The sequence below is a fragment of the Polaromonas sp. LjRoot131 genome (genome assembly GCF_964252805.1).
Taxonomy (GTDB): Bacteria; Pseudomonadota; Gammaproteobacteria; order Burkholderiales; family Burkholderiaceae_C; genus Polaromonas.
In genome coordinates this window covers 223,792-249,717 of record NZ_CAXUPF020000001.1, presented here as the reverse complement: position 1 = coordinate 249,717, position 25,926 = coordinate 223,792, and the positions used below count along the sequence as shown (strand labels likewise).

Genomic DNA, 25,926 nt, shown 5'->3' with positions numbered 1-25,926 from the left:
TGTCCCCGCTCCCGATTGCCCCGTCCTGGCTGGGCCGAGGAGCGCAGAGACAAGCGGATCAGGGCCGGCGTTGTCTGAGCCGAAGGCGAGTTTAGCCGGACCCCGCTTGGCTCGAGCACCGCAGGTTGCCCGAAGCGAAGCGTAGGGACCCAGACTGCGGGTCGCCTTTTTTTGCTTACTTTTTTTGGCGAAGCAAAAAAAGTGAGTCGCATGCCGGGCGACCCCGGCCAGCAGTCCTCAGACGAGGGCGCGCCGCCGGAGCAAGACCCGGCTAAGAACCTCCACCCCCATACAACCAAGGCATATCCAACACCCTCTCCCCCAACACCTTCATAGCAAAATCCCGCCCCCACCGAACCACTCCACCCGCATGGAAGACCTGCCCGTTGCGCAAAGCCCTCGCCTGAACCCGCGCATTACGCTGCCAGCGGTTAAGCGCATAGCGCTGCAGCATGGTCGGCACATCCAGGGCCGGGTCCAGCGCCTGGGCCAGGGCGTGGCCCAGTTCGGCGGCGTCTTCAATCGCCATGCCGGCGCCCTGCGCCAGGTAGGGTCGCATGGGATGGGCGGCGTCGCCCAGCAAGGCGACGCGGCCCACGGCGTGCTGGTGGGCGCCCTGCATGGGTGCGCGGTCGTGCAACACCCACAGGCGCCAGCCTTCGATCGCGTCCATCACTTCGCGCAGGGCGGCGCAGCAGCCGGCCGTTGCTGACGCCAGGTCGGCGGCATTGGCGCTGTGATCCCAAAGGTCGGCTTCGGCCGCAACTTCGCCATGCACGACGGCCACCACGTTGAGAAATTCACCGCTGCGCACCGGATACTGCACCACATGCATGCGCGGCCCCAGCCAGGCGGTGATTTGTTGGCTTCTGAGCAATTCAGGTAGATCGGACTGCCGCACCAAAGCGCGGTAGGCCAGATGGCCGGTGCGGCGCGGCAGGCCGTCACCCAGCAATTCCTGGCGCACCGTGCTCCAGATGCCGTCTGCGCCTATCAGCGCGTCGCCTTCAATGCCGGGGCCGTCGTCGGCTTGCACGGTAACGGCTTGCGCGGTCTGGCTGAAGGACTGCAGCGGCCGGCTCAGGTGCAGCTTGACGTCGGCCTGCTGTTGCACGGCCTGCAGCAGCACGCCGTGAAGGTCGGCGCGATGAATGGAGAGGTAAGGCGCGCCATAACGCTGGGCCATGGCGGCGCCCAGCGGCAACTCGCCCAGCAACTGGCCTGATATGGCACTTCGCACCTGCAGGCGTTCTGGAAACGCAGCCACGGCCTGCAGCGCGTCTGCCAGGCCCCAGCCGTGCAGCACCTTGACCACATTGGGGCCGAGCTGGATGCCGGCGCCGACTTCGCTGAAGGCGCTGGCGCGTTCAAACAGGCGGACGTCCCAGCCGGCGCGCGATACCGCGAGCGCCGCCGCCAATCCGCCGATGCCGCCGCCGGCGATAAGAGCCTGCCGGAGCATCAAGCGAGCAACTGTCGCAGCACCTCGCCACGCGGCCGCGTGGCGATTTCCAACGAAATGCCTTTCGTGCTCATGCAGCCAACAGCTGCCTGAGCACAAAAGGCAAAATTCCGCCGTTGCGGTAGTAGTCGACCTCAATAGGTGTGTCCACGCGCAGGATCACGGTGACTTCCTCGCGAGAACCGTCGGCGCGCGTAATCACCAGCTTGGCTTCGCTTTGCGGCTTGAGTTCGGCGTGCGGAATCACGTCGATGACCTCGGTGCCGGTGAGCTTGAGGGTCTGCCATGATTCGCCCGGCTTGAACTGCAGGGGCAGCACACCCATGCCCACCAGGTTGCTGCGGTGAATGCGTTCAAAGCTGCGCGCCACCACGGCCTTGATGCCCAGCAGTTGCGTGCCCTTGGCCGCCCAGTCGCGCGACGAGCCCGTGCCGTATTCCTCGCCGGCGAAGATCACCGTGGGCGTGCCCTGTTCCATGTACTTCATGGCGGCGTCGTAGATGAACATCTTCTCGCCGCCGGGCTGGAACAGCGTCACGCCGCCTTCTTCGCGCGAGCCTTCGGCGTCGGCCGGGATCATCAGGTTCTTGATGCGCACGTTGGCAAACGTCCCGCGCATCATCACGTCATGGTTGCCGCGCCGCGCGCCGTAGCTGTTGAAGTCGGCCTTCTGCACGCCGTTGGCCTGCAGCCACAAGCCCGCGGGCGAACTGGCCTTGATCGAACCGGCCGGCGAGATGTGGTCGGTGGTGATGGAGTCGGCGAACAGCGCCATGATGCGCGCGCCCTTGACCGACACGCTGCCGGCCTCACCGGCATCCATGCTGAAGTCCTTGAAGAAAGGCGGCTCGGCGATGTAGGTGCTGGCCGGCCAGGTGTAGGACGTGCCTTTGACACCCTTGATGTTTTCCCAGAGCTTGCCGGGTTCGGTCTTGACCTTGGCGTAATTGGCGCGGAAGGCCTTGCCGTTCATGGCGTACTTCATGAGCTTGTAGATCTCGTCGCTGGTCGGCCAGATGTCGCCGAGGTAGACATCCTTGCCGCCCTTGCCTTTGCCGACGGGCTCGGTCATCAGGTCGCGCATCACCGTGCCGGCAATTGCGTAGGCCACCACCAGTGGCGGGCTGGCCAAAAAGTTGGCTTTGAGGTTGGGATGGATACGCGCCTCGAAGTTGCGGTTACCCGAGAGCACGGCCGCGCACACCAGGTCGCTTTTGCTGATGGCTTCGTTGAGCTCGGGCGTCAGGTCGCCGGCGTTGCCGATGCAGGTAGTGCAGCCGTAGCCGGCCAGCGCGAAGCCCAGCTTTTCAAGGTAAGGCAGCAGGCCGGTCTCGGTCAGGTACTCGGTCACGATGCGCGAGCCGGGCGCCAGCGAGGTCTTGATGTGCGGCTGCACCTTGAGGCCGGCTTCCACCGCCTTCTTGGCCAGCAGGCCCGCGGCCAGCAGCACGCTGGGGTTGGAGGTGTTGGTGCAGCTGGTGATGGCGGCGATCAGCACGTCGCCGTTGCCGACTGTGATGCCGGGCGGCGAATGCACAACCTCGGTCTGCGCCTTGGCGGGTGCGTCGGTGGTGTTGCTGGCGCGGGCGTGCGCCAAGGTGGGGCGGTTGCCCTCCATCTCCATCACGGGGCGGGCGGCACCCGCGGGTGTCGGCGGTGCGGAGGGCAAGGTGTCCAGCCGTCCTTCGTCGGTGCGGCGCACCAGGTGGCGCGTGTTGAGCATGGCCGGCGGCTGGTTGAAACCGTTCTCGGCAATCGGCTTGCTGAACAGCGACTTGAACTGGCCGGCGACGTTGCCGAGCTCGATGCGGTCCTGCGGGCGCTTGGGGCCGGCCAGACTGGGCGTGACGTCGCCCAGGTCGAGTTTGACCACGTGCGAGTAATCGATCTGGCCGGCTTTGGCCACGCCGAACAGGCCCTGCGCCTTGAAGTAGGCCTCGAAGGCTTCGATCTCCTCCTTGGTGCGGCCCGTGCCCTTGAAGTAGTCAATGGTTTTTTCGTCGACCGGGAAGAAGCCCATGGTGGCGCCGTACTCGGGCGCCATGTTGCCGATGGTGGCGCGGTCGGGCAGGGCCAGGGTGCGTGTGCCTTCGCCGAAAAATTCGACGAATTTGCCGACGACCTTCTCTTTACGCAATTGCTCGGTCACGCGCAGCACCAGGTCGGTGGCGGTGACGCCTTCGCGCAGACGGCCGGTCAGCTCAAAGCCCACCACGTCGGGCGTGAGGAAGTACACCGGCTGGCCCAGCATGGCGGCCTCGGCCTCGATGCCGCCGCAGCCCCAGGCCACCACGCCGATGCCGTTGATCATGGTGGTGTGGCTGTCGGTACCCACCAGCGAGTCGGGGTAATACACGTTGTCCTGGGTCTTGTGCACGCCGCGCGACAGGTATTCAAGGTTGACCTGGTGCACGATGCCGAAGCCCGGCGGCACGACGCCGAAGGTGTCGAAGGCCTGCATGCCCCACTTCATGAATTCGTAGCGCTCGCGGTTGCGCTGGAACTCCAGCTTCATGTTGAGGTCCAGCGAATTTTTCTTGCCGTAGTAGTCGACCATGATGGAGTGGTCGACCACCAGGTCGACCGGCACCAGCGGCTCGATGGCCTTGGGGTTCTTGCCCAGTTTCAGCGCCACGCTGCGCATGGCGGCCAGGTCGGCCAGCAGCGGCACGCCGGTGAAGTCCTGCAGCACCACGCGCGAGACGACAAAGGGGATTTCTTCGCTGCGTTCGGCCTGGGGCAGCCAGTTGGCCAGCTGGGCCACGTGTTCGGCCGTGACTTTTTTGCCGTCGCAGTTGCGCAGCACGGATTCGAGCACGATGCGCATGGACACCGGCAGGCGGGCGACTTTGGGGAATTGTTTGGCAAGTTCCGGCAAGGAATAGAACTTGCCGGTTTTGCCGGAGGCGGTCTTGAAGCTTTTGAGCGTGGACGAAAAAGCGTGGGGAGGCGGTTTGGCCATGGCGGACTCCTTTTTATTGACGGCAGCCCCCATTCTGGCAGGCACCGCGGCCCCGTGGGGGGCCGCGCCTGCATACCCTGCCCTCCTACCCAGTCTTGTGCCTTCTTACCAGGCCGGCTGGGGCGCCGTGCGGCGCAGGCCGAAGTACTGCAGTTCGGCCAGCACCGCCACCGTCAGCGCTTGCATCACCACATAAGCCACGCCCAGCATGGAGGGCGATACGCCCCCACCGACCAGCAACAGCACGCAGGCCAGCGCCCAGCCGAGATTGCCCGCCACCAAGGCCCAGATGACGCCGCGCGGCAAGGGATTACGCGTTGAAACAAAAGCAACGGCCGCCGCATAAGCCAGCAGGAACTCGCCGGTGTAGGCGATGAGGGCCTCGGGCAGGTTCAAGAGGCGGGCCATCGCGGCCGGGAAGGCTACTTGCAGCGCGCCACAGGCAATGCACGACAGTGCGTCCACACGCAGCACATTGCGCAGAAAGTTGGGGGAAGACAGGATGGAACTCGAAGACATGGCAAAACTCCTGAACAAGTAGCAGCCGATGATGTTGGCCAGCGCGCCGGGCCGCCGTGTCGGTGCGCATGGGGGTCATCATTCCCGCGCACCGGCCGCCCGTCGATAACCTGGCAGGTAATGGAAACCCACCCGCATGGCTTTACGATGGCACCATGACCGCCAGCACCCACCACCCCAGCCGCCCGGCGCCGCGCAGTGCGCCCCAGCCTTTTGGCGACCACCTGCGCCACTGGCGCCAGCACCGGCGCCTGAGCCAGCTGGACCTGGCCCATGAGGCCGACATTTCGACGCGCCACCTGAGTTTTGTGGAAACCGGGCGCTCGGTGCCCAGCCGCGAGATGGTGCTGCGGCTGTCGGAGCGGCTGGACATTCCGCTGCGCGAGCGCAACGCGCTGCTGGTGGCGGCCGGCTATGCGCCCATGTACCGCGAACGGCCGCTGGACGACCCTGCCCTGGCCTCGGCGCGGCAGGCCGTGGAGCTGCTGCTCAAAAGCCACGAGCCCTACCCGGCCCTGGCGGTGGACCGGCACTGGAACCTGGTGGCCGCCAACCGCATGGTGCCGCACCTGATGGAGGGCGCCGATGCCTCGCTGCTGCAGGGGCCGGTGAACGTGTTGCGCCTGAGCCTGCATCCCAAGGGCCTGGCACCGCGCATCGCCAACCTGTTGCAGTGGCGCGCGCATATATTTGAGCGCCTGCGCCAGCAGGTCGCGGCCACGGCCGATACGGTGCTGGCCGCCTTGCTCGAGGAACTCAAGGCCTACCCCGTGCCAGAGGAAGCGAAAAACGAACACCTCGACGGCGAGCACCCGGGCGTGCTCATGCCTTTCCTGTTCAAGACACCCGCCGGCATGCTGAGCTTTATCAGCACCACCACCATCTTCGGCACGCCGGTGGACGTGACGCTGCAGGAACTCGCGATGGAAACGTTTTTCCCGGCGGATGATTTCACGCGCCAGGCGTTGCAGGCGCTAGCGGCGCAGGCTTAGACGTCAGCAGCCTTCACAACTCGACGATTGTCTTGAAGCCGCCAAAGATCATCCGCTTTCCGTCGAAGGGGAGATTCTTCGGGTCCATCATGGCTTCAAGGCGAGGGTCGGACATGACCTTTTTGTTGACGCTGTCGCGCTGCTTGCGCGACTTGTAGGTGATCCATGAGAACACCACCACTTCATCCTTCTTGAGCTTGACGCTTTGCGGAAAGGACGTGAGCTTGCCCGGCTTCACGTCGTCGGCGATGCATTCGGTGTATTCGAGTGCACCGTACTCCTTCCAGATCTTGCCGGCCTTGCGGGACAGCTTGCGGTAGGCCTCCACTTTTTTGGTGGGGACGGCGACGATGAATCCATCTACGTAACGGGCCATGGGAAATCTCCTGGTTTAGGGGTCGGTGAAAGGCGGATGCGGCACAGCGAAGCAGCCAAGTCCAGAACTCGCCAACTCTTGTGTACACCGTACACAATATACCCAAAAACAGCAAATCCCTCTCTGGAAAAAGTAACAAAGCTTGTTGCCTTCCGGGCGGGACGGCGCCGCCCGCGAAGCGCCACCAGGGTCGGGTTTCAGGCGCTGAAGACGTGGGCCTGGCCGACCACCGTGATGCGCACCATGGCGCCCAGCGCCGGCGCATGCATGCCCGCGCTGTGCACCAGCAGCGGCTCATCCCAGCCGGCTGCCGGCGCAGCCGCAGCCGCGCCGGTGCCGCGCAGCAGGCGCACCGACAGCACGCAGACCGAGCCGCCGAAATCGGTGTCGGTGACCGCGCCGTAGCAGGCATCGCCTCGTGAACCCTGCGCTGCGGCTTCGGCCGGCACTTCCGCTACCTGCAATTGCTCGGGCCGCAGCATGATCTGCGCTGCCCCCTGGCGCCCGCTGTCGTTGACGGCGATGCGCCCCAGTGCGCAGTCGGCCCAGCCGCAGGCCAGTTGCGCAGGCAGCACGATGCTGTCGCCCAGGAAACCGGCCACGGCCGCATCGCGCGGCCGCAAATACAGGTCCAGCGGGCGGCCGGCCTGCACCAGCAGCCCGCCGCGCATCACTGCCACCTGGTCGGCGAATGACAAGGCTTCCGCCTGGTCGTGCGTGACGAGGATGGTGGTAATGCCGGCCGCGCCCAGCAATTGCGCCACCGCCTTGCGGGTGCTGGCGCGCAGGCCTGTGTCGAGTGCCGAGAAGGGCTCGTCGAGCAACATCAGCTTCGGCCGCTGCGCCAGTGCCCGCGCCAGCGCCACACGCTGCTGCTGGCCGCCCGACAGCTCATGCGGGCGGCGGGCCAGCATGGCCGTGTCCAGCGCGACCATGTCCATCAACTCGGCGATGCGTTCAGCGCGCTGCGGCGTGTTGCGCGGCAGTCCGAAGCCGACGTTGCCTTCAATCGTCAGGTGCGGAAACAGCGCGCCATCCTGCGGCACGTAGCCTATGCCGCGTTCGTGCGCGGGTACGGCGTCCGGCCCGTCGGCCAGTTGCCTGCCGCCGAGCGTGACGCGGCCCGCATCGGGCGCTTCAAAGCCCGCGATGATGCGCAGCAGCGTGGTTTTGCCCGAACCCGAAGGGCCGACGATGGCGGTGCGGCTGCCGGGCGCGACGCTCAGGTCCACGCCGCCCAGCGCCCGGACAGCGCCGTAGTGTTTGCGGATGGCTTGCAGTTCCAGAGAAGTCGTCATCGCGTCATCGTCCCGCCGTGCGTTTGGATTGGTGGTATAGCAGCCAGGTCATGGGCAGCGAGAGCAGCACCATGATGAGCGCATAGGGCGCGGCGGCGGCGTAGTCGATCTCGCTGCTGTAGGCCCAGAAGGAGGTCGCCAGGGTGCGCGTGCCGTTGGGCGCGAGCATCAGCGTGGCGGTGAGTTCATTGGTGATGCCCAGGCCCACCAGCGCCGCGCCGGCCGCCGCGCTGGGCGCGGCCAGCCGCAGGGTGATGGCCCACAGCGCCTGCGCGGGCGTGCGGCCCAGGCTGCGCGCCGCCTGCTCCAATTCAATCGGCGCCTGCGCGATGCCGGCGCGCAGGCTGATCAGGGCGCGCGGCAAAAACATCAGCAGATAGGCCAGCAGCACCGTGAACGCGGTCTGGTAAATCGGCAAGCGCACCGTAACTGTGACCAGGGCCAGCGCCACCACCACACCGGGCAGCGAGCCGACCATGTAGTTGCAGGCCTCGAGCACACGCTGCAGCCGGCCCGGCGAGCGGATGGACAGCCAGGCCATGGGAACGGCTGCCACGGTGGTCAGCAGCGCACCGGCCAGCGCGAGCGCCAGGGTCTGCGCAATCGACGGGCCGATTTCATCGAGGCGCCAGACGGCCGCACCACCCGCCACCAACCAGCGTCCCAGCGTGACCAGCGGCACGCCCAGCGCCAGCACGCTGAGCAGCGCGGGCAACAGCAGGCATAGCGCGGTGAAGCGGCCCAGGCGGCGCTTGAAAGGCATGCGCGCCGCGCCGGAGCCGACGCGCGCATAACGCTCCTTGCCGCGCGCGGCCGATTCGAGGCCGAGCAGCGCGAAGCAGCAGACCACCAGCACGCCCGACAGCATGTTGGCGGCGGGCCCGTTGTAGGTGGACTGGAACTGGTCGACGATGGCCGTAGTGAAGGTGTCGAAACGGATCATCACGTAAAGGCCGTATTCGGCCAGCAGGTGCAGCCCCACCAGCAGCGAGCCGCCGCACACCGCCAGCCGCAGCTGCGGCAGCACCACACGAAAGAAGACCGCCCACGGACTCAACCCCAGCGAGGCGGCGCTGTCTTCCATGCCCGGGTCGAGGCGCCGCAGGGCCGCGGCCACCGGCAAGTACAGAAAAGGGAAATAGGCGATCACCGAGACCATCACGCCAGCCACCAGGCCATGCAGGCCGGGCGCCACCGTCATCCAGGCATAGCTGTGCACAAAGGCCGGCACCGCCAGCGGCGCGACCAGCAGCCAGGCCCAGGTGCGCGCACCGGGCAAGTCGCTGCGCTCCGTGAGCCAGGCCAGGGCCACGGCCAGCACGGCGCACAAGGGCACTGTGAGCACGACCAGCAGCGCAGTGTTGATGAGCAGCTCTCCGACACGCGGCCGGAAGATCAGGGCAGAGGCCGTTTCCCAGCCAGTCTGTATGCCAACCCAGAGGACAAAGCCCAGCGGCAGCAAGGCCAGCAGCGACACCACCAGAGCCGCGCCGCCCACCCAGGACAGCCGCCAGCCGCCACGGCCGGCCGCGGGCGAAGGCAGGCGCACCGCAACCGCCGGGTTCAGGGCGGCTTCGGCACCGGCATCAAGGGGCAAGGCACTCAAAGGGAAGTGTCAGATCCGTGGACCTGGGGGGTGGTTGAAGGGGTTGAAGGGGTTGAAGTTGGGTTGGAGGTGGTTTACAGCAGCCCGGCCTGGGTCATCAGGTCGGTGACTTTTTTGCTGTTGAGTTTGGACGGCTCGACCTTGGGCGCCTGCAGTTCGGCCAGCGGTACCAGCTTGGGGTTGGACTGCGCGCCGGTACCGACGGCGTACTCATAGGCATCGCCAGTCTTCAAAATTTCCTGGCCACCCTTGCCAGCGATCCATTTCACAAAAGCCTGGGCTTCGGGCTGGTGCTTGCTCGAGGCCAGCACGCCGCCGCCGGAAATGCTCACGAAAGCGCCCGGGTCCTGGTTGCGGAAGTAATGCAGCTGGGCGTTGTTGCTGTTCTCGCCGGTCTTGGCCTGGTCGCCGTAGTAGTAATAGTGGTAGATGATCCCGCCCTCGATCTGGCCGCCGTTGACGGCCTTGAGCACGGTGCCGTTGCCTTTGTAAGGCGTCGCGTTTTCCTTCATGGCCTTGAGCCAGGCGGTGGTGGCGGCTTCGCCCTTGAGCTCCAGCAGCGCACTCACGATGGCCTGGAAGTCGGCGCCGGAAGGCGACGCGGCCCAACGGCCCTTCCATGCGGGCGTGGCCAGGTCCAGCATGGACTTGGGCAGCTGCGCCGGCGTGAGCTTGGCCTTGTTGTAGACAAACACCGTGCTGCGCGCGGCGATGCCGATCCAGCGGCCATGCTCGGGACGGAAGTTGGCAGGCACTTCAGACAAGGTGGCCGCATCCAGCGGGGCAAACAGCCCCACCGTGTCGACCAGCGCCATGGCGGGCGAGTTCTCGGTCAGGAACACGTCGGCGCGCGATGCGGCGCCCTCCTGCACGATCTGGTTGCCCAGTTCGGTGTCGCTGCCGTTGCGCAGCGTGACCTTGATGCCGGTTTCCTTGCTGAAAGCATCGGCCCAGGCCTTGGTCAGGCTGGCGTGCTGGGCGTTGTAGACCACGATGCCTTCCGGCGTGGGCTTGACGCCCTGGGCGGTGGCGGCCAGGGGCGCGGCCAGCAGGCCGGCGGCCAGTGCGGCGGCGGCAAAGGATGGGAGGCACAGTTTCATGAAATACCTTTGGGGAGGGAAAAGGACGGGCGCTGCGGACGGGCCACGTCCGTAAGCAAGCCGTAATACAAATGCGAATTACTTGCATCTGTATGGTAACCGCTTCTGCATTTGGTTCCCCTGTAGGGCGATGGTTTACACAAGCTGCAGCCTGCGGGCGGAGCTATCGGCACTTGCTGACAGCTGCCCGCGCCGCCCGCTGATGAGCGCCAGGCGGCGCCCGGCCTAGCATCGGCTCATCGGCAACCACCCATTGGAGTTCTCATGAGCGCAGCGAAATCAGACCACGACACCCTTTGGGAATTGATCAAGGGCATCAAGTTCGGCATGTTGACGCACCGCCACGCCAATGGCATGTTGCACGCGCACCCGCTAACCACGCAGAACCAGTCACTGGATGCGGAAGCGCACCTGTACTTCTTCATTTCGCACAAAAGCGAACTGGCCCAGCGCCTGCAGCAGGACGGCAACGTCAATGTGTCGTATGCGGATCCCGGTGACGACAGCTATGTGTCGCTGTCAGGCCAGGCGGTGATCGCCGAAGACCAGGCCAAAAAAGAAGAGCTCTGGTCGCCGGCGGCACGGGCCTGGTTTCCGGCCGGCGTGAACGACCCGGACCTGGCATTGCTGGCGGTGCGTATCCACCATGCCGAATACTGGGACGTGAAGGAAAGCAAGATGGTTCAGTTGGCCAAGATGGCCAAGGCCGCGCTCACCGGAGACACGCCTCCCAGGCTGGGTGAGCACAAAGAACTGCACCTGTCCTGAGAACCGGCGCGAAATCCCATGCCCTTCATCTCATTCAACAAATCCACCGAACCGGCCGCGCCGGACGACCTGCGTATCAACAGCACCGCGGTGTTGTATGTAGAGGCCTCGCGGCCCGACCTGGTCGGTGAGACCACCATCCATATGCTGGGCCAGGGCACCACGGTGAATGCCGTCACCGAGTCGATAGGCACGGTGGTCTCTTCCATAGGCGGGTTAGTGGCGGTCAAACGCCATTACCTGGCGCCCCCGCCCGACGACGGTGCAAGCACGGTCTATGTCCTGCCGGCCAATATCAGCCACATGCGCCCCAACCTCCCGCTGGCGCCGGAGTTCTGGTATTTGAAATTTGTTGATGGTTCGGAATTGCGGGTGGTGGACCCGCTGCCGTCGGGGCTGTAGCGCACCCGCATCGCCAAAAGAAAAGCCCTGCTGAAACAGCAGGGCTTTTTTATTAAAAACGGCTTTACTTCGAGGCCGGTTGAGCAGGCACATAACGCACAGGCTCATCGCCCACACGCAGGTAGTTCACCACGCCCATCACGTCGTCGACCAGCCAGACGGCTTTTTCCAGCGCCTCGGATTGCTCACGCGTCTTGACGCAGCCTTTGAGAAACACCAGCCGGCGCTCGCCCTGCACCCAGACACTGGTGTCGTCGAAGCGGCCGTCCAGCTTGATGTACTGCGAGACGCGCGGAATGATTTCGGCGTCGTACAGGTAGGAGTTGGCCAGCCGGCAGCGCCCCACGCGATAACAGCTGCCACCGTGCTGCGCCCGCACATGGGCCACGTCGCGCACTTCCTGCTCGGTGTATAGCGGCCCTTCAGGAACCGGGCATTGGGTGATCGCCGAGGTGACCTGGAGGAAGGGGTCGTTGAAGGCGTTGCTGCGCGCTTCCTGGGCGCCTGCACCGGTGGCTGAAAAAAGGACAAAAAAAAGGAAGGAAAGAAGTGATGGTTTCTTCATCACTTCATCCTTCCATTTCACCTTGCGGCTGTCAAGCCGCCGGCAGGGTGTCCACTTAGGCGGGCACGCCGTCCTTCACGGTGTCGGCCATGTCGGTGTAGTCCTTGACCTTGTCGAAGTTGAGGTACTGGTAAACCGTGTCGCTGGCAGCCGTCAGCACGCCCATGTCGGCCATGTATTCGGCCTTGGTGGGGATGCGGCCCAGCTTGGAGCAGATCGCGGCCAGCTCGGCCGAGCCGAGGTAGACGTTGGAGTTCTTGCCCAGGCGGTTCGGGAAGTTGCGGGTGGAGGTGGAGAACACCGTCGCGCCCTCTTTCACCTGCGCCTGGTTGCCCATGCACAGGCTGCAGCCCGGCATTTCCATGCGCGCGCCGGCCGAGCCGAGCACGCCGTAGTGGCCTTCTTCCGTGAGCTGCTTGGCGTCCATCTTGGTCGGCGGCGCCATCCACAGCTTGACGGGGATGTCGCGCTTGTTTTCGAGCAGCTTGGAAGCCGCGCGGAAATGGCCGATGTTGGTCATGCAGCTGCCGATGAAGACTTCGTCGATCTTGCTGCCGGCCACTTCGCTGAGCGTTTTCACGTCGTCGGGGTCGTTCGGGCAGGCCACGATGGGCTCGTGGATGTCGGCCAGATCGATTTCGATGACGGCGGCGTATTCGGCATCCGCATCGCCCTTGAGCAACTGCGGGTCGGCCAGCCAGGCTTCCATGGCGGCGATGCGGCGCTTGATGGTGCGCACGTCCGAGTAGCCCGTCGCGATCATCCACTTCAGCATCGTGATGTTGCTGTTGATGTACTCGATGATGGGTTCCTTGTTCAGGTGCACCGTGCAACCGCCGGCGGAACGCTCGGCGGAGGCATCGGAGAGTTCGAACGCCTGTTCCACCTTGAGGTCGGGCAGGCCTTCGATTTCCAGGATGCGACCCGAGAAGATGTTCTTCTTGCCCTGCTTGGCGACCGTCAGCAGGCCGGCCTTGATGGCGTACAGCGGGATCGCATTGACCAAGTCGCGCAGCGTGATGCCGGGCTGCATTTCGCCCTTGAAACGCACCAGCACCGACTCAGGCATGTCCAGCGGCATCACGCCGGTGGCGGCGCCGAAAGCCACCAGGCCGGAGCCCGCGGGGAAGCTGATGCCGATGGGGAAACGCGTGTGGCTGTCGCCGCCGGTGCCGACGGTGTCGGGCAGCAGCATGCGGTTGAGCCAGCTGTGGATGATGCCGTCGCCGGGACGCAGCGAGATGCCGCCGCGCGTGCTGATGAAGTCAGGCAGTTCGTGGTGCATCTTCACGTCGACGGGCTTGGGATAAGCCGCCGTGTGGCAGAAGGACTGCATGACCAGGTCGGAGCTGAAACCCAGGCAGGCCAGGTCTTTCAGTTCGTCGCGCGTCATCGGGCCGGTGGTGTCCTGCGAGCCGACCGAGGTCATCTTGGGTTCGCAATAGGTGCCGGGGCGCACGCCCTGGCCTTCCGGCAGGCCGACCGCGCGGCCGACCATTTTTTGCGCCAGCGTGAAGCCGCGGCCGTTGTCGGCCGGGTTCTGCGGCAGGCGGAACTGGGTGGACACGGGCAGGCCCAGCGCGAAGCGTGCCTTGGCCGTGAGGCCGCGGCCGACGATCAGCGGAATCCGGCCGCCGGCGCGCACTTCGTCGAACAGCACGTCGCTCTTGAGCTTGAACTCGGCGATCACCTTGCCGTCCTTGAGCGCCTTGCCTTCGTAGGGACGCAGCTCGATCACGTCGCCCATGGCCATCTGGCTCACGTCGAGTTCGATCGGCAGCGCGCCGGAGTCTTCCATGGTGTTGTAAAAAATCGGGGCGATCTTGCCGCCCAGGCAGACGCCGCCGAAGCGCTTGTTGGGCACAAAGGGAATGTCCTGGCCCGTCCACCACAGCACCGAGTTGGTAGCCGACTTGCGCGAGGAACCGGTGCCGACCACGTCGCCCACATAGGCCACGAGATTGCCCTTGGCCTTGAGCTCTTCAATGAACTTGACCGGGCCGCGCTTGCCGTCTTCCTCGGGCGTAACGCCGGGGCGCGCGTTCTTGTGCATGGCGATGGCATGCAGCGGGATGTCGGGGCGGCTCCAGGCGTCGGGCGCGGGCGAGAGGTCATCGGTGTTGATTTCACCGGCCACCTTGAAGACCGTCAGCTTGATGGACTCGGGCACTTCGGGCCGGCTGGTGAACCACTCGGCATCGGCCCAGCTTTGCAGCACGGCCTTGGCGTACTTGTTGCCCTTGTCGGCCTTTTCCTGGACGTCGTGGAACTGGTCGAACATCAGCAGGGTATTTTTCAGGCCGCTGGCGGCCTGCGTGGCGACGCTGTCTTCCGCGTCGTCGAGCAGCGCGACCATGGGGCTGATGTTGTAGCCGCCCAGCATGGTGCCCAGCAGCTGCGTGGCTTTTTCACGCGAGATCAGCGCGCATTTTTCCGTGCCGTGGGCCACGGCCGCCAGGTAGCTGGCCTTGACCTTGGCGGCGTCGTCAACGCCGGCCGGAACGCGGTGGGTGATGAGTTCGACCAGGAAGGCTTCCTCGCCCTTGGGCGGGTTCTTCAGCAGTTCGATGACTTCGCCGGTCTGCTTGGCGGACAGCGGCAGCGGCGGGATGCCGGTGACGGCGCGCTCGGCGACGTGGGCGCGGTAGGTTTGCAAGAACTCGGACGACATGCTGGTTTCTCCTGTAATCGAAATCGTGGTGTGTAAAAGAAAGCGGTTTTTGCTTATTTGGCGGCCGAGGCGGGCTGTGCTGCTGCGGCGGGCTGCGCGTCGGAGGCCACCGGTGCGGCGGCGACAGGGGCTACGGCCACGGCGGGCTTGGGCGCATCCAGCACGCTGACGGGCGGGTTCAGCTTGATGGCTTCGGCCACCGCCATCTGCGCCGGGCTCATGCATTCGTCGGCCAGGCGTATGCCCAGCTTCTGGTTCATCAGCATGGACTTGTTGGCCAGCTGCAGCCAGACGGCGCCGGCCCTCTGGTCCTCCAGGCGGATCGCGCCGGTGGTGGTGGCCACCGGGAACATGCGGTACTTGAAGTTCTTGCCGCTCACGTTGAAATAGCCGGGCGCCTTGGCATCGGGCGCCAGGTCGACCGCGGCGCCCAGTTCGCAGGGCAGCTTGCCCACGTGCACGCGCTCGGCGATGGCCAGCTCGGCCGGCGTCAGCGCGGCTTCGGCGGCCTCAATGCCGGCGGCCACGTTCTTGGCCGCGCTTTTGAGATTGGTGCGGTTCGACGGGTTGACGACGGGCTGCTTCTTGGCGGCGGGTTTTGCCACGGGCTTGGCGGCAGGCGCCGTCTGGGCCATGGCCAGGCCGGAAGCGGCCAGCAAGACAGCGGCGGCCAGTGCATTGACAACGCAAGGGGTGTGGAGTTTTTTCATGGGGCTTTCGTGCAGTGATGTGTTGTGATGGGAGGTGGGCGCTCAATGGAACGCGGTCTTGAAATAAGCTTGCGCCTCGGGGGGAAGCGCCCGGCCGGTCTGGTGCGCGCGCTCCAGAACCTGCCAGAAGTAGCGGTAGCTCGCGCGGTCGTGCAGCTTTCCTTCAAAGTTGATGGGCGCCCAGTCGGCAAGGGCGGCGGCGGTGATTATTTTGGTGGCGTCCTCAATCTCGCCTTCGCCGGGTGCGAAAGCCTCCAGGATGGGGCGGATCTGGTTCGGGTGGATGCTCCACATCCGGGTGTAACCCAGTTCGCGGGCGGCATGGCGTGCGGCGGCGGTCATGGCCTCAATGTCGCTGAATTCCGTGACAACACAATGTGAAGGCACCTTGCCGTGGGCGTGGCAGGCCGAGGCGATCTCAAGCTTGGCGCGCAGCACCAGCGGGTGCGTGAACTGGCCGCGGCTGCTCATGCCGTCGGCGGGAATCGCGCCCGCATGGGCCGACACAAAATCCATGAGCCCGAAGCTCAGCGACTGCACGCGCGGGTGCGCCGCGATCTCAAAGGCGTTGCGCACCGCGAGCGGCGATTCGATCAGCACGTGCAGCGGCAAATCACCGGCGGTAGCGGCCAGCAGCGCCTGCTCGGCGCGCAGCACGTCGGCCAGCGATTCGACCTTGGGCACCATGATGTGCGAGAGATGGCGTGCCAGCTTGCCGGCGATCACCGCCATGTCGGCATCAAAAGCCGGATGGTCCACCGCGTGCACGCGCACGGCGACGCGGGCCTTGTCACCGGCCAGTGCCGCCAGCGCCACCACCATGGCCGCATGCTCGGCCTCGCCGCCCACAGGCGCGCCGTCTTCGCAGTCCAGCGTCACGTCAAACACGCAGGCACCGAACTCCTCGGTCATCTCGGCCTGCAGCTGCAGGCTTTTGCGCATGCGCGCTTCGACGCCGCTGTAGTGGTCGCAGACCGGCAACACAATCGCACCGGCTTGTGCACCCAGAAGTACTTCACGCGGGTTCATGCGCACGTCCCTCTCAAGCAGGGGCCGCGGAACCGGCTTTGCCGGGCCGCAGGCGCAGCGCCCCCTCGGGGGGCAGCGCAGTACACGGAGTGACAAGCGTGGGGGCTCATTTTTGGGCGACGATAAACATGCGGGGAAAGGCCAGCAGCCGTTTTCCATCACTGCGCGGCGTATAGGCTTTATCGACGCGCCGCTCGTATTCGGCGAGGTAACTCGCTTGTAAATCCGGCGGGAGGCGGTCCACGAAAGGTTTGAGGCCTGTCGCGCGCACCCATTCCACGATCGCGGCGGCCGAAGCCATGGGATGCTGGTAGGCCGTGCGCCAGACATCGACATGCGCCGCCTCGGCGGCCAGTAGGTCGTAATAGCGGTCTATGGAAAACAGCTCGGTGCGCAGCTTTGAATAATCGCCGATCGCTTCGGTCCACGGCGCCTCGGAAGCCAGCTCGCGCATCAGGCGATGCGTAGGCTCGTCGCGGTTGTCGGGCATCTGGATGGCCAGCACGCCGCCGGGCGCCAGCGCGGCGAACAGCCGCGGGACCAGCCTGGCGTGGTCGGGCACCCATTGCAGGGCCGCATTCGCGTAAATGAGCTGGGGTGCGGCATCGCCGGATGCGGCCTGCCAATCGGCGATGTCGCTCAGTTCGAAATGCGCGGCCGGCAGGCGCTTGCGCGCACTGGCCAGCATGGCTTCGGAATTGTCGGTGCCCGTGACCACGGCGCCCGGAAAGCGGCGGACCAGCAACTCGGTGGAGTTGCCCGGCCCGCAGCCGAGGTCGAACACCCGGGCCGCCTGCGCCAGCGGAACCCGCGCCAGCAGCTCCTGGGCCGGGCGCGTGCGCTCATCCTCATAGCGGCTGTAGAGTGCGGGATTCCAGTCGCTCATGGATGAGGGCGGCGGTGTGCGGGCAAGTGCTGGCGGCCTCGTACTGCGTACTAATTTACAGGAGGTGCTTGACGCCGTCCTGCTCACCCTTGAGCTCGTCCAGCGTCTTGTTGATGCGTTCCTGGCTGAAGGCGTCGATTTCCAGGCCTTCGACGAGTTTGTACTCGCCGTTTTCGCAGGTCACGGGGAAACCGAACATGACGTCCTTGGGGATGCCGTACTGGCCGTCCGACGGGATGCCCATGGTGACCCACTTGCCGTTGGTGCCCAGCGCCCAGTCGCGCATGTGGTCGATAGCGGCGTTGGCGGCCGATGCTGCCGAGGACAGGCCGCGCGCTTCAATGATGGCGGCGCCGCGCTTGCCGACGGTGGGCAGGAACACGTTGGCGTTCCATTCCTGGTCGTTGATCATCTTGGCGACGCTTTCGCCCTTGATGGTGGCGAAACGGTAGTCGGCGTACATCGTGGGCGAGTGGTTGCCCCAGACGGTGAGCTTTTCGATGTCGGCCACGGCCTTGCCGGTCTTGGCGGCGATCTGGCTGGCGGCGCGGTTGTGGTCCAGGCGCAGCATGGCGGTGAAGTTCTTGCGCGGCAGGTCGGGAGCGCTCTTCATGGCAATGTAGGCGTTGGTATTGGCGGGATTGCCGACCACCAGCACCTTGACGTTGCGGCTGGCGACGGCGTTGAGCGCCTTGCCCTGCGCCGTGAAGATGGCGCCGTTGACGGCCAGCAGTTCGGCGCGTTCCATGCCGGGGCCGCGCGGGCGCGAGCCAACCAGCAGCGCGTAGTCGGCGTCCTTGAAGGCTTTCATGGGGTCGTCATAGGCCTCCATGCCGACCAGCAGCGGGAAGGCGCAGTCGTCGAGTTCCATCATCACGCCCTTGAGCGCCTTCTGCGGGCCCTCAACAGGCACTTCGAGCAGTTGCAGAATGACGGGCTGGTCCTTGCCGAGCATCTCGCCGGAGGCAATGCGAAACAGCAATGCGTAACCGATTTGGCCAGCTGCACCGGTGACTGCAACACGGACGGGTTTTTTGCTCATGATCGAGGGCTCCAGGAAAGTTAAGAATCGGTTGAATGAGGATGTGACGTGAGATGTCTGGCGCGAGCCTGGGATATTCGGGGATGCTTGTTCAGGGTTTTCGCCCCTCAAAATCACCGCAAAATGGCAGGCCATGCACTGGCTCAGCCCAAGATTTTACGCTTGAAAAGTGACGGGCGTCAATTTGTCTTATGTCTTATATAAGATATGATTCAGCCTTGTTTCGGACTTTATTTCCGGGATTGCCGCGTGCCTGTTGCGGCCTCCCCCACAAGCCGCTTTAACCCGCCGCCAACCGCCACTTACTGCTGCTAACCTGCTGCCCCATGGCCATCAACCCGTCCTCATTGACCGATTCCGCCGCTCTCGCCGGCGATGCCGGCGTGGTTACCGGCGTGGCACCGGCCTTCAGCCCCCTGTACCAGCAGATCAAGGTGCTGATCCTGCAAAGCCTGCAGGCCGGCGAATGGAAGCCGGGCGAGGCCATTCCCAGCGAGATGGACCTCGCCGCGCGTTTTCGCGTGAGCCAGGGCACGGTGCGCAAGGCGATCGACGAACTGGCGGCCGAGAACCTCGTGGTGCGCCGCCAGGGCAAGGGCACTTTCGTGGCCACACATGCCGAGCAGCATGTGCAGTACCGCTTCCTGCGCCTCATGCCCGACAGCGGCGACACCACCAGCGAAGGCCCGGCCGAGCGGCAGATCATCGATTGCAAGCGCCTGCGCGCACCGGCCGACATCGCGCGCCCGCTCTCGCTGCGCACCGGCGACGCCGTGCTGCAGTTGCGCCGCGTGCTGGCCTTCCAGGGCACGCCGACCATTCTCGAAGACGTCTGGTTGCCGGGCGGCCCGTTCAAGGGCTTGACCGCTGAGCGGCTGGCCACGCACCGCGGCCCCATGTACGCGCTGTTTGAAACCGAGTTCGGCGTGCGCATGGTGCGCGCCGAGGAAAAAATCCGCGCCGTCGCGGCCGATGAAGCCTCCGCCGCGCTGCTCAGCGTGCCGGTGGGCGCGCCGCTGCTCAGCGTGGAGCGCACCGCCTATACCTACAACGACCTGCCCATGGAATTGCGCCGGGGCCTGTACCGCACCGACACCCATCACTACAAAAACGACCTTAGTTGACGGGAACCCTCAGGAAGCTGCAAACGTTTGTAAGCTGATTGTTGCGTTGCAATAGAATTCGGCTGTTTAGCTGTAATTGCAGACCCGGTTACCACCCAGTTACACCCACGAAAGCCTAAAAATGACAGAGCTGGCCTCCAAACAGCGTCCCAAGCGGCCCGAGTTCCGCAACATCAACGCGCTCACCGACCTCCCCACCTACCGCTTCCCCGTCGCAAGCATCATTTCCATCCTGCACCGCATCAGCGGGGGCATCATGTTCCTGCTGCTGCCTTTCATCATCTGGATGTTCGACACCTCGATTTCCTCCGAGATTTCGTTCGAGAAATTCAAGGCGGCTTTCAACATCGGCATGCTGGGCCTGCCCGGCATCATCTGGAAGCTCGTGGCGCTGGCCCTGATCTGGGCCTACCTGCACCACTTCATCGCCGGCCTGCGCCATCTCTGGATGGACGTCAGCCACGCCGCCGTGAGCAAGGAGTTCGGCAAGTCCTCCGCCATCTTCACGCTGGTCGTGAGCATCGCCCTGACACTGGCCCTCGGCGCCAAGCTGTTCGGCCTCTACTGATCACAAGGAGCACAAAAAATGGCAGTTAACTACGGCTCCAAACGCATCGTTGTCGGTGCCCACTACGGCTTGCGCGACTGGCTCGCGCAACGCGTCACGGCCGTCCTGATGGCCCTCTTCACCGTGCTGCTGCTGGCCCAGGTCATCTTCAGCAAAGGCCCCATCGGCTACGACAAATGGGCCGGCATTTTCTCGGCGCAGTGGATGAAAGTGCTGACCTTCACGGTCATCATCGCCCTGCTCTACCACGTGTGGGTCGGCATGCGCGAGATCGGGATGGACTACCTCAAGGCGGCGTCCCTCAAGCTCGTGCTGAATGTGTTCACCATCGTCTGGCTGGTGGCCTGCGCCGGCTGGGGCATCCAGGTCCTGTGGCGCCTCTGAGCCGCCACCGACCCCGCAGACCCGACAAGAAGACCGACACCCCACAAAAATCATGACAGCAACCTCCAAACTCCCCAAGCGCAAATTTGACGTCGTCATCGTCGGTGCCGGCGGCTCTGGCATGCGCGCCTCGCTGCAGCTGGCGCGCGCCGGCCTCAACGTCGCCGTGCTTTCCAAAGTGTTCCCCACGCGCTCGCACACCGTCGCGGCCCAGGGCGGCATCGGCGCCTCGCTCGGCAACATGAGCGAAGACAACTGGCACTACCACTTCTACGACACCGTCAAGGGTTCCGATTGGCTCGGCGACCAGGACGCGATCGAATACATGTGCCGCGAAGCGCCCAAGGTCGTCTACGACCTCGAGCACATGGGCATGCCTTTCGACCGCAATCCCGACGGCACGATTTACCAGCGTCCCTTCGGCGGCCACACCGCCAACTACGGCGAAAAACCGGTGCAGCGCGCCTGCGCCGCGGCCGACCGTACCGGCCACGCCATGCTGCACACGCTGTACCAGCAAAACGTCAAGGAAAAGACCAGTTTCTTCGTCGAGTGGATGGCGCTGGACCTGATCCGCGATGCCGCGGGCGACGTGGTGGGCGTAACCGCCCTCGAAATGGAAACCGGCGACGTCCACATTTTTGAAGCCAAGACCACGCTGCTGGCCACCGGCGGCGCCGGCCGCATCTTTGCCGCGTCGACCAACGCCTTCATCAACACCGGCGACGGCCTGGGCATGGCGGCACGCGCCGGCATCCCGCTGGAAGACATGGAGTTCTGGCAGTTCCACCCGACCGGCGTGGCCGGTGCCGGCGTGCTGCTGACCGAAGGCTGTCGCGGGGAAGGCGCGATCTTGCGCAACAGCAACGGCGAGCGTTTCATGGAGCGCTACGCGCCCACGCTGAAAGACCTGGCGCCGCGCGACTTCGTCTCGCGCTCCATGGACCAGGAAATCAAGGAGGGCCGCGGCTGCGGCCCCAACAAGGACTACATCCTGCTGGACATGACCCACCTGGGCGTGGATGCCATCATGAAGCGCCTGCCCTCGGTGTTCGAGATCGGCCACAACTTCGCCAACGTCGACATCACCAAGGAACCGATTCCCGTGGTGCCCACCATCCACTACCAGATGGGCGGCATCCCGACCAACATCCACGGCCAGGTCGTCACCCAGGACGCCAACAACCAGAGCCAGGTCGTCAACGGCCTCTACGCGGTGGGCGAATGCTCCTGCGTCAGCGTGCACGGCGCCAACCGCCTGGGCACCAACTCGCTGCTGGACCTGCTGGTCTTCGGCAAGGCCGCCGGCAACCACATCGTCGAGTTCGCCAAGACCACCACGCACAAGCCGCTGCCGGCCGACGCCGCCGACAAGACGCTGGCCCGCATTGCGCGCCTGGACAACGCGACCGACGGCGAATACGCCCAGGACGTGGCCAACGACCTGCGCGCCGCCATGCAGCAGCACGCCGGCGTGTTCCGCACCCAGGCCATCATGGACGAAGGCGTGACCAAGATCGCCGCCCTGCGCGACCGCGTCAACAGCATCGGCCTGAAAGACAAGTCCAAGATCTTCAACACCGCGCGCATCGAGGCGCTGGAAGTCGAGAACCTGATCGAGGCCGCGCAAGCCACCATCGTGTCGGCCGCCGCCCGCCGGGAAAGCCGCGGTGCGCATTCGGTTGATGACTACGGCGACACGCCCGAACACCCGAACGGCCGCAACGACACCGAATGGCACAAGCACACGCTGTGGTACAGCGAAGGCAGCCGCCTGGCCTACAAGCCGGTGCAGATGAAGCCCCTGACCGTCGAGTCCGTGCCGCTGAAGACGCGCACGTTCTAATAGAACAGACACGACACACGACAGACGGCCTGCGACCCCACAAGAAGCGAGAACCCCATGACCAAACGCACCTTCAAGATCTACCGCTACGACCCGGACACCGATGCCAAGCCCTACATGCAGACCATCGAGGTGGAACTCGACGGCCATGAGCGCATGCTGCTGGACGCGCTGATGAAACTCAAGGCGCAGGATCCGTCCATCAGCTTTCGCCGCTCCTGCCGCGAAGGCGTCTGCGGCTCGGACGCGATGAACATCAACGGCAAGAACGGCCTGGCCTGCCTGACCAACATGCGCACGCTGCCCGAGGTCATCATCCTCAAGCCGCTGCCGGGCCTGCCCGTGGTGCGTGACCTGATCGTCGACATGACGCAGTTCTTCAAGCAGTACAACTCGATCAAGCCCTACCTGATCAACGACAACGTGCCGCCCGAGAAAGAGCGCCTGCAGAGCCCCGAAGAGCGCGAAGAGCTCAACGGCCTCTACGAGTGCATCCTGTGCGCCAGCTGCTCGACCTCCTGCCCCAGCTTCTGGTGGAACCCCGACAAGTTCGTCGGCCCGGCCGGCCTGCTGCAGGCCTACCGTTTCATCGCCGACAGCCGCGATGAAGCCACCGCCGAGCGCCTGGACAACCTTGAAGATCCCTACCGCCTGTTCCGCTGCCACACCATCATGAACTGCGTCGACGTCTGCCCCAAGGGCCTGAACCCGACGAAAGCCATCGGCAAGATCAAGGAAATGATGGTGATGAGGACAGTTTGACCGTCCGCTGGCCGAAAATATGGAAACCGCCGACGCCCTGCTAGACGAGCGCGCCCTGAGCAAGCTCAAGTGGCGCTGCCGGCGCGGCCTGCTCGAAAACGACCTGTTGATAGAGCGCTTCTTCCAGGGCCACGAGGCCACCCTCACCGTCAGGCAGGCTAAAGGGTTGAATGATTTAATGGAGTTGTCCGACAACGATTTGCTGGACCTGCTGTTAAAACGAAAAGAAGCCGGCCAGCTGCCCGATGAAGCCGCCAAGGCAAGCGCCTCTACTTCTGAAGCCCACGAGGTTTTAAAGTTGCTGCAGCCCGCGGCGCCGGCCCCCTGATTACCCGCCCGTCCCTCATTGACACTGATACGAAAGAAAGAAGCAAGAAATGAAGCTAGCTGACAACAAAGCCACCCTGTCCTTCAGCAACGGCAGCCCCAGCATCGAGTTGCCGGTGTACCAGGGCAATGTCGGCCCGGACGTCGTCGACATCCGCAAGCTGTACGCGCAGACCGGCATGTTCACCTATGACCCCGGTTTCCTTTCCACCGCGTCCTGCCAGTCGGCCATCACCTACATCGACGGCGACAAAGGCGAATTGCTGTACCGCGGCTACCCCATCGAGCAGCTGGCCACCAACTGCGACTACATGGAAACCTGCCACCTGCTGCTGTACGGAGAGCTGCCCAACGTGGCGCAGAAGACCGACTTCGTGCACCGCGTGACCAACCACACCATGGTCAACGAGCAGATGCAGTTCTTCCTGCGCGGTTTCCGCCGCGACGCGCACCCGATGGCCATCATGACCGGCCTGGTCGGCGCCCTGTCGGCCTTCTACCACGACAGCACCGACATCACCAACCCGGAACACCGCGACATCTCGGCCATCCGCCTGATCGCCAAGATGCCGACCCTGGTCTCCATGGCCTACAAGTACACCGTGGGCCAGCCCTACATGTACCCCAAGAACAACCTGAGCTACGCCGGCAACTTCCTGCACATGATGTTCGCCACGCCGTGCGAAGAGTACAAGGTCAACCCGGTGCTTGAACGCGCGCTGGACCGCATCTTCATCCTGCACGCCGACCACGAGCAGAATGCCTCGACCTCCACCGTGCGCCTGTGCGGCTCCTCCGGCACCAACCCGTTTGCCGCCATCGCGGCCGGCGTGGCCTGCCTCTGGGGACCGGCCCACGGCGGCGCCAACGAAGCGGCCCTCAACATGCTGGGCGACATCCAGAAGCAGGGCGGCGTCGAGAAGATCGGCGAATTCATCAAGCAGGTCAAGGACAAGAGCTCCGGCGTCAAGCTGATGGGCTTCGGCCACCGCGTTTACAAAAACTACGACCCGCGCGCCAAGCTCATGCAGGAAACCTGCAAGGAAGTCCTGAAAGAAATGGGCCTGGAAAACGACCCGCTGTTCAAGCTGGCCATGGCCCTGGAAAAGATCGCCCTCGAAGACGACTACTTCGTCTCGCGCAAGCTCTACCCCAACGTCGACTTCTACTCCGGCATCGTGCAGCGCGCCATCGGCATCCCCGTGCCGCTGTTCACCGCTGTCTTCGCCCTGGCCCGCACGGTCGGCTGGATCGCCCAGCTCAATGAAATGATCGGCGACCCCGAGTACAAGATCGGCCGCCCACGCCAGCTGTTCACCGGCTCCACGACCCGCCAGGTCCTGCCGCTGGCCAAGCGCTAAGCCGCCCGCGCCCTGGCGCAAAGCCCGCCTGATGGCAGCATCGGCGGGCTTTTTTACGCCCGAATCAGAGGAAAACGCCCATCGGCAAGCGGGTCATCGCGTATTACGATGACAAAACACGGTTCTTAGCGGCAAAATAGCGATCCACCGTCGTCGAACGCGATGACGTCACGCGACAAGCCCCCATGAAAAGCTCAGAACGCAACTTTGCCCGCCGCATCGACCTGACCTCGCTTCAGCTCTTTGTGGCCGTGTGCGAGCTGGGCAGCATCGGCAAGGCGGCCGAACGCGAATTCATCGCGGCCTCCGCCGTCAGCAAGCGCCTCTCCGATCTCGAGGCCACGCTGGACACCCCGCTGCTGTACCGCCACACCCGCGGCGTCGACCTGACGCCGGCCGGTGAAAGCCTGCTGCACCATGCGCGCTCGGTGCTGTTCAGCCTCGAGAAAATGCAGAGCGAACTCAGCGAATACGCCGACGGCGTGCGCGGCCATGTGCGCGTGCATGCCAGCATCTCGGCCATCGTGCAGTTTTTGCCCGAGGACCTGGGCGCTTTCACGCGCGAGCATTCGGGCATCAAGATCGACCTCGAAGAGCACCTGAGCACCGAAGTCGTCCGCGCCGTGCAGGAGGGCGCGGCCGACCTGGGCATCTGCAACACCGCCGACGGCACGGGGGACCTGCAGACCCTGCCCTACCGCACCGACAGACTCGTGCTCATCGTCCCGCGCGGCCACCCGCTGTGCGCGCAGGGTGCCATCCGCTTCGAAACCGCGCTGGACTACGACCAGGTCGGCCTGCATTCCAACAGCTCGATCTACCTGGCCATGCGCGAGGCTGCCGCGCGGCTCGGGCGCACCATCAAGCTGCGCATCCACGTGACCGGCCTGGACGCCATGTGCCGCATGATCCACAACGGCCTGGGCGTGGGCGTGATGCCGCAGCGCGCCTTTGAACTGACGCACGGCGTCGGCGAACTTGAATCCATCCCGCTGCTGGACAGCTGGGCGGAGCGCCAGATCCAGCTGGTGGCGCGCGACTTTTCCACGCTGCCGCTGACGGCGCGGCTGCTGGTGGACCACCTGACGCTGCCCGCGCCCCAACACGGCAGCCTGAAAGCCGCGAAAAACGCGGCAGCCCCGGCTCACGCAGCCGCCTAAAATCAC

At 64.8% G+C, this 25,926-nt stretch carries 24 protein-coding genes; 11 read left to right on the top strand and 13 right to left on the bottom strand.

The features are described 5' to 3' along the window. Positions 1–271: 271 nt before the first annotated feature. From ACSQ27_RS01150 to ACSQ27_RS01140, 3 genes are all read right to left on the bottom strand, one after another. The gene (locus ACSQ27_RS01150) at positions 272–1,462 is read right to left on the bottom strand and encodes an FAD-dependent monooxygenase (RefSeq protein ID WP_436153648.1); all 1,191 of its coding nucleotides are present in this window, start codon (positions 1,460–1,462) and stop codon (positions 272–274) included. 70 nt (positions 1,463–1,532) lie between these two features. Next, the gene (locus ACSQ27_RS01145) at positions 1,533–4,424 is read right to left on the bottom strand and encodes an aconitate hydratase (protein ID WP_436153647.1); all 2,892 of its coding nucleotides are present in this window, start codon (positions 4,422–4,424) and stop codon (positions 1,533–1,535) included. 105 nt (positions 4,425–4,529) lie between these two features. After that, on the bottom strand, positions 4,530–4,943 hold the full coding sequence (locus ACSQ27_RS01140) for a hypothetical protein (protein WP_436153646.1): 414 nt from the start codon (positions 4,941–4,943) through the stop codon (positions 4,530–4,532). A 155-nt stretch (positions 4,944–5,098) separates the two neighbouring features. On the opposite strand from ACSQ27_RS01140, the gene ACSQ27_RS01135 reads away from it, so the two are divergent. After that, a complete protein-coding gene (locus tag ACSQ27_RS01135) occupies positions 5,099–5,935 on the top strand; it encodes a helix-turn-helix domain-containing protein (protein WP_436153645.1) in 837 nt (278 codons plus the stop codon). A 13-nt stretch (positions 5,936–5,948) separates the two neighbouring features. Here ACSQ27_RS01135 and ACSQ27_RS01130 read toward each other — a convergent pair whose 3' ends face one another. From ACSQ27_RS01130 to ACSQ27_RS01115, 4 genes are all read right to left on the bottom strand, one after another. Beyond that, entirely contained in the window at positions 5,949–6,311 is a 363-nt protein-coding gene (locus tag ACSQ27_RS01130) for a DUF1428 domain-containing protein (protein WP_436153644.1), read from the bottom strand. A 197-nt stretch (positions 6,312–6,508) separates the two neighbouring features. Beyond that, positions 6,509–7,609 (bottom strand): ABC transporter ATP-binding protein, encoded by a 1,101-nt coding sequence (locus ACSQ27_RS01125; protein ID WP_436153643.1) that lies wholly within the window; start codon positions 7,607–7,609, stop codon positions 6,509–6,511. 4 nt (positions 7,610–7,613) lie between these two features. Beyond that, on the bottom strand, positions 7,614–9,215 hold the full coding sequence (locus tag ACSQ27_RS01120; RefSeq protein WP_436153642.1) for an ABC transporter permease: 1,602 nt from the start codon (positions 9,213–9,215) through the stop codon (positions 7,614–7,616). A gap of 74 nt (positions 9,216–9,289) precedes the next feature. Further along, positions 9,290–10,315 carry an iron ABC transporter substrate-binding protein gene (locus ACSQ27_RS01115; RefSeq protein ID WP_436153641.1) on the bottom strand — a complete coding sequence of 342 codons (1,026 nt, stop codon included), beginning with the start codon at positions 10,313–10,315 and terminating at the stop codon, positions 9,290–9,292. Positions 10,316–10,579: 264 nt separating this feature from the next. Between ACSQ27_RS01115 and ACSQ27_RS01110 the strand changes: the two genes are divergently transcribed. Both ACSQ27_RS01110 and ACSQ27_RS01105 read left to right on the top strand, forming a co-directional pair. After that, on the top strand, positions 10,580–11,083 hold the full coding sequence (locus ACSQ27_RS01110; RefSeq protein ID WP_436153640.1) for a pyridoxamine 5'-phosphate oxidase family protein: 504 nt from the start codon (positions 10,580–10,582) through the stop codon (positions 11,081–11,083). Between the two features lie 18 nt (positions 11,084–11,101). Beyond that, a complete protein-coding gene (locus ACSQ27_RS01105; protein WP_436153639.1) occupies positions 11,102–11,485 on the top strand; it encodes a hypothetical protein in 384 nt (127 codons plus the stop codon). A gap of 64 nt (positions 11,486–11,549) precedes the next feature. Here the strand turns inward: ACSQ27_RS01105 and ACSQ27_RS01100 are convergent, their stop codons facing one another. The 6 genes from ACSQ27_RS01100 to ACSQ27_RS01075 form a co-directional block, all read right to left on the bottom strand. Next, entirely contained in the window at positions 11,550–12,050 is a 501-nt protein-coding gene (locus ACSQ27_RS01100; RefSeq protein ID WP_436153638.1) for a BON domain-containing protein, read from the bottom strand. 55 nt (positions 12,051–12,105) lie between these two features. Further along, positions 12,106–14,721, bottom strand: a complete 2,616-nt coding sequence (gene acnB, locus ACSQ27_RS01095; protein ID WP_436153637.1) for a bifunctional aconitate hydratase 2/2-methylisocitrate dehydratase — start codon at positions 14,719–14,721, stop codon at positions 12,106–12,108. A gap of 53 nt (positions 14,722–14,774) precedes the next feature. Then, positions 14,775–15,431, bottom strand: coding sequence for a hypothetical protein (locus ACSQ27_RS01090; RefSeq protein ID WP_436153636.1), 657 nt, complete (start codon positions 15,429–15,431; stop codon positions 14,775–14,777). Between the two features lie 42 nt (positions 15,432–15,473). Beyond that, on the bottom strand, positions 15,474–16,460 hold the full coding sequence (locus tag ACSQ27_RS01085; RefSeq protein WP_436153635.1) for an HpcH/HpaI aldolase/citrate lyase family protein: 987 nt from the start codon (positions 16,458–16,460) through the stop codon (positions 15,474–15,476). 106 nt (positions 16,461–16,566) lie between these two features. Continuing rightward, a complete protein-coding gene (gene tam, locus ACSQ27_RS01080; protein ID WP_436153634.1) occupies positions 16,567–17,346 on the bottom strand; it encodes a trans-aconitate 2-methyltransferase in 780 nt (259 codons plus the stop codon). A 55-nt stretch (positions 17,347–17,401) separates the two neighbouring features. Further along, positions 17,402–18,388 carry a malate dehydrogenase gene (locus ACSQ27_RS01075; protein ID WP_436153633.1) on the bottom strand — a complete coding sequence of 329 codons (987 nt, stop codon included), beginning with the start codon at positions 18,386–18,388 and terminating at the stop codon, positions 17,402–17,404. A 326-nt stretch (positions 18,389–18,714) separates the two neighbouring features. Between ACSQ27_RS01075 and ACSQ27_RS01070 the strand changes: the two genes are divergently transcribed. The 8 genes from ACSQ27_RS01070 (at position 18,715) to ACSQ27_RS01035 (ending at position 25,920) form a co-directional block, all read left to right on the top strand. Continuing rightward, on the top strand, positions 18,715–19,512 hold the full coding sequence (locus ACSQ27_RS01070; RefSeq protein ID WP_436153632.1) for a GntR family transcriptional regulator: 798 nt from the start codon (positions 18,715–18,717) through the stop codon (positions 19,510–19,512). 121 nt (positions 19,513–19,633) lie between these two features. Then, a complete protein-coding gene (gene sdhC / locus ACSQ27_RS01065) occupies positions 19,634–20,080 on the top strand; it encodes a succinate dehydrogenase, cytochrome b556 subunit (protein ID WP_436153631.1) in 447 nt (148 codons plus the stop codon). Positions 20,081–20,098: 18 nt separating this feature from the next. Beyond that, positions 20,099–20,464, top strand: a complete 366-nt coding sequence (gene sdhD, locus ACSQ27_RS01060; RefSeq protein ID WP_436153630.1) for a succinate dehydrogenase, hydrophobic membrane anchor protein — start codon at positions 20,099–20,101, stop codon at positions 20,462–20,464. 52 nt (positions 20,465–20,516) lie between these two features. Next, entirely contained in the window at positions 20,517–22,310 is a 1,794-nt protein-coding gene (gene sdhA / locus ACSQ27_RS01055; protein WP_436153629.1) for a succinate dehydrogenase flavoprotein subunit, read from the top strand. Positions 22,311–22,367: 57 nt separating this feature from the next. Further along, a complete protein-coding gene (locus tag ACSQ27_RS01050; RefSeq protein WP_436153628.1) occupies positions 22,368–23,072 on the top strand; it encodes a succinate dehydrogenase iron-sulfur subunit in 705 nt (234 codons plus the stop codon). A gap of 19 nt (positions 23,073–23,091) precedes the next feature. Next, the gene (locus ACSQ27_RS01045) at positions 23,092–23,400 is read left to right on the top strand and encodes a succinate dehydrogenase assembly factor 2 (protein ID WP_436153627.1); all 309 of its coding nucleotides are present in this window, start codon (positions 23,092–23,094) and stop codon (positions 23,398–23,400) included. A gap of 49 nt (positions 23,401–23,449) precedes the next feature. Beyond that, positions 23,450–24,760, top strand: coding sequence for a citrate synthase (gene gltA / locus ACSQ27_RS01040; RefSeq protein WP_436153626.1), 1,311 nt, complete (start codon positions 23,450–23,452; stop codon positions 24,758–24,760). Positions 24,761–24,945: 185 nt separating this feature from the next. Continuing rightward, positions 24,946–25,920 (top strand): LysR family transcriptional regulator, encoded by a 975-nt coding sequence (locus ACSQ27_RS01035; RefSeq protein WP_436153625.1) that lies wholly within the window; start codon positions 24,946–24,948, stop codon positions 25,918–25,920. Positions 25,921–25,926 lie beyond the last annotated feature (6 nt).

Coding starts and splice junctions, on each gene's coding strand:
- sdhA (WP_436153629.1), top strand. CDS start 20,517: ATGACAGCAACCTCCAAACTCCCCAAGCGCAAATTTGACGTCGTCATC.
- ACSQ27_RS01100 (WP_436153638.1), bottom strand. CDS start 12,050: ATGAAGAAACCATCACTTCTTTCCTTCCTTTTTTTTGTCCTTTTTTCA.
- tam (WP_436153634.1), bottom strand. CDS start 17,346: ATGAGCGACTGGAATCCCGCACTCTACAGCCGCTATGAGGATGAGCGC.
- ACSQ27_RS01145 (WP_436153647.1), bottom strand. CDS start 4,424: ATGGCCAAACCGCCTCCCCACGCTTTTTCGTCCACGCTCAAAAGCTTC.
- ACSQ27_RS01125 (WP_436153643.1), bottom strand. CDS start 7,609: ATGACGACTTCTCTGGAACTGCAAGCCATCCGCAAACACTACGGCGCT.
- ACSQ27_RS01090 (WP_436153636.1), bottom strand. CDS start 15,431: ATGAAAAAACTCCACACCCCTTGCGTTGTCAATGCACTGGCCGCCGCT.
- sdhC (WP_436153631.1), top strand. CDS start 19,634: ATGACAGAGCTGGCCTCCAAACAGCGTCCCAAGCGGCCCGAGTTCCGC.
- sdhD (WP_436153630.1), top strand. CDS start 20,099: ATGGCAGTTAACTACGGCTCCAAACGCATCGTTGTCGGTGCCCACTAC.
- ACSQ27_RS01135 (WP_436153645.1), top strand. CDS start 5,099: ATGACCGCCAGCACCCACCACCCCAGCCGCCCGGCGCCGCGCAGTGCG.
- ACSQ27_RS01115 (WP_436153641.1), bottom strand. CDS start 10,315: ATGAAACTGTGCCTCCCATCCTTTGCCGCCGCCGCACTGGCCGCCGGC.
- ACSQ27_RS01110 (WP_436153640.1), top strand. CDS start 10,580: ATGAGCGCAGCGAAATCAGACCACGACACCCTTTGGGAATTGATCAAG.
- ACSQ27_RS01070 (WP_436153632.1), top strand. CDS start 18,715: ATGGCCATCAACCCGTCCTCATTGACCGATTCCGCCGCTCTCGCCGGC.
- ACSQ27_RS01045 (WP_436153627.1), top strand. CDS start 23,092: ATGGAAACCGCCGACGCCCTGCTAGACGAGCGCGCCCTGAGCAAGCTC.
- ACSQ27_RS01075 (WP_436153633.1), bottom strand. CDS start 18,388: ATGAGCAAAAAACCCGTCCGTGTTGCAGTCACCGGTGCAGCTGGCCAA.
- ACSQ27_RS01130 (WP_436153644.1), bottom strand. CDS start 6,311: ATGGCCCGTTACGTAGATGGATTCATCGTCGCCGTCCCCACCAAAAAA.
- ACSQ27_RS01150 (WP_436153648.1), bottom strand. CDS start 1,462: ATGCTCCGGCAGGCTCTTATCGCCGGCGGCGGCATCGGCGGATTGGCG.
- ACSQ27_RS01035 (WP_436153625.1), top strand. CDS start 24,946: ATGAAAAGCTCAGAACGCAACTTTGCCCGCCGCATCGACCTGACCTCG.
- ACSQ27_RS01105 (WP_436153639.1), top strand. CDS start 11,102: ATGCCCTTCATCTCATTCAACAAATCCACCGAACCGGCCGCGCCGGAC.
- gltA (WP_436153626.1), top strand. CDS start 23,450: ATGAAGCTAGCTGACAACAAAGCCACCCTGTCCTTCAGCAACGGCAGC.
- acnB (WP_436153637.1), bottom strand. CDS start 14,721: ATGTCGTCCGAGTTCTTGCAAACCTACCGCGCCCACGTCGCCGAGCGC.
- ACSQ27_RS01085 (WP_436153635.1), bottom strand. CDS start 16,460: ATGAACCCGCGTGAAGTACTTCTGGGTGCACAAGCCGGTGCGATTGTG.
- ACSQ27_RS01140 (WP_436153646.1), bottom strand. CDS start 4,943: ATGTCTTCGAGTTCCATCCTGTCTTCCCCCAACTTTCTGCGCAATGTG.
- ACSQ27_RS01050 (WP_436153628.1), top strand. CDS start 22,368: ATGACCAAACGCACCTTCAAGATCTACCGCTACGACCCGGACACCGAT.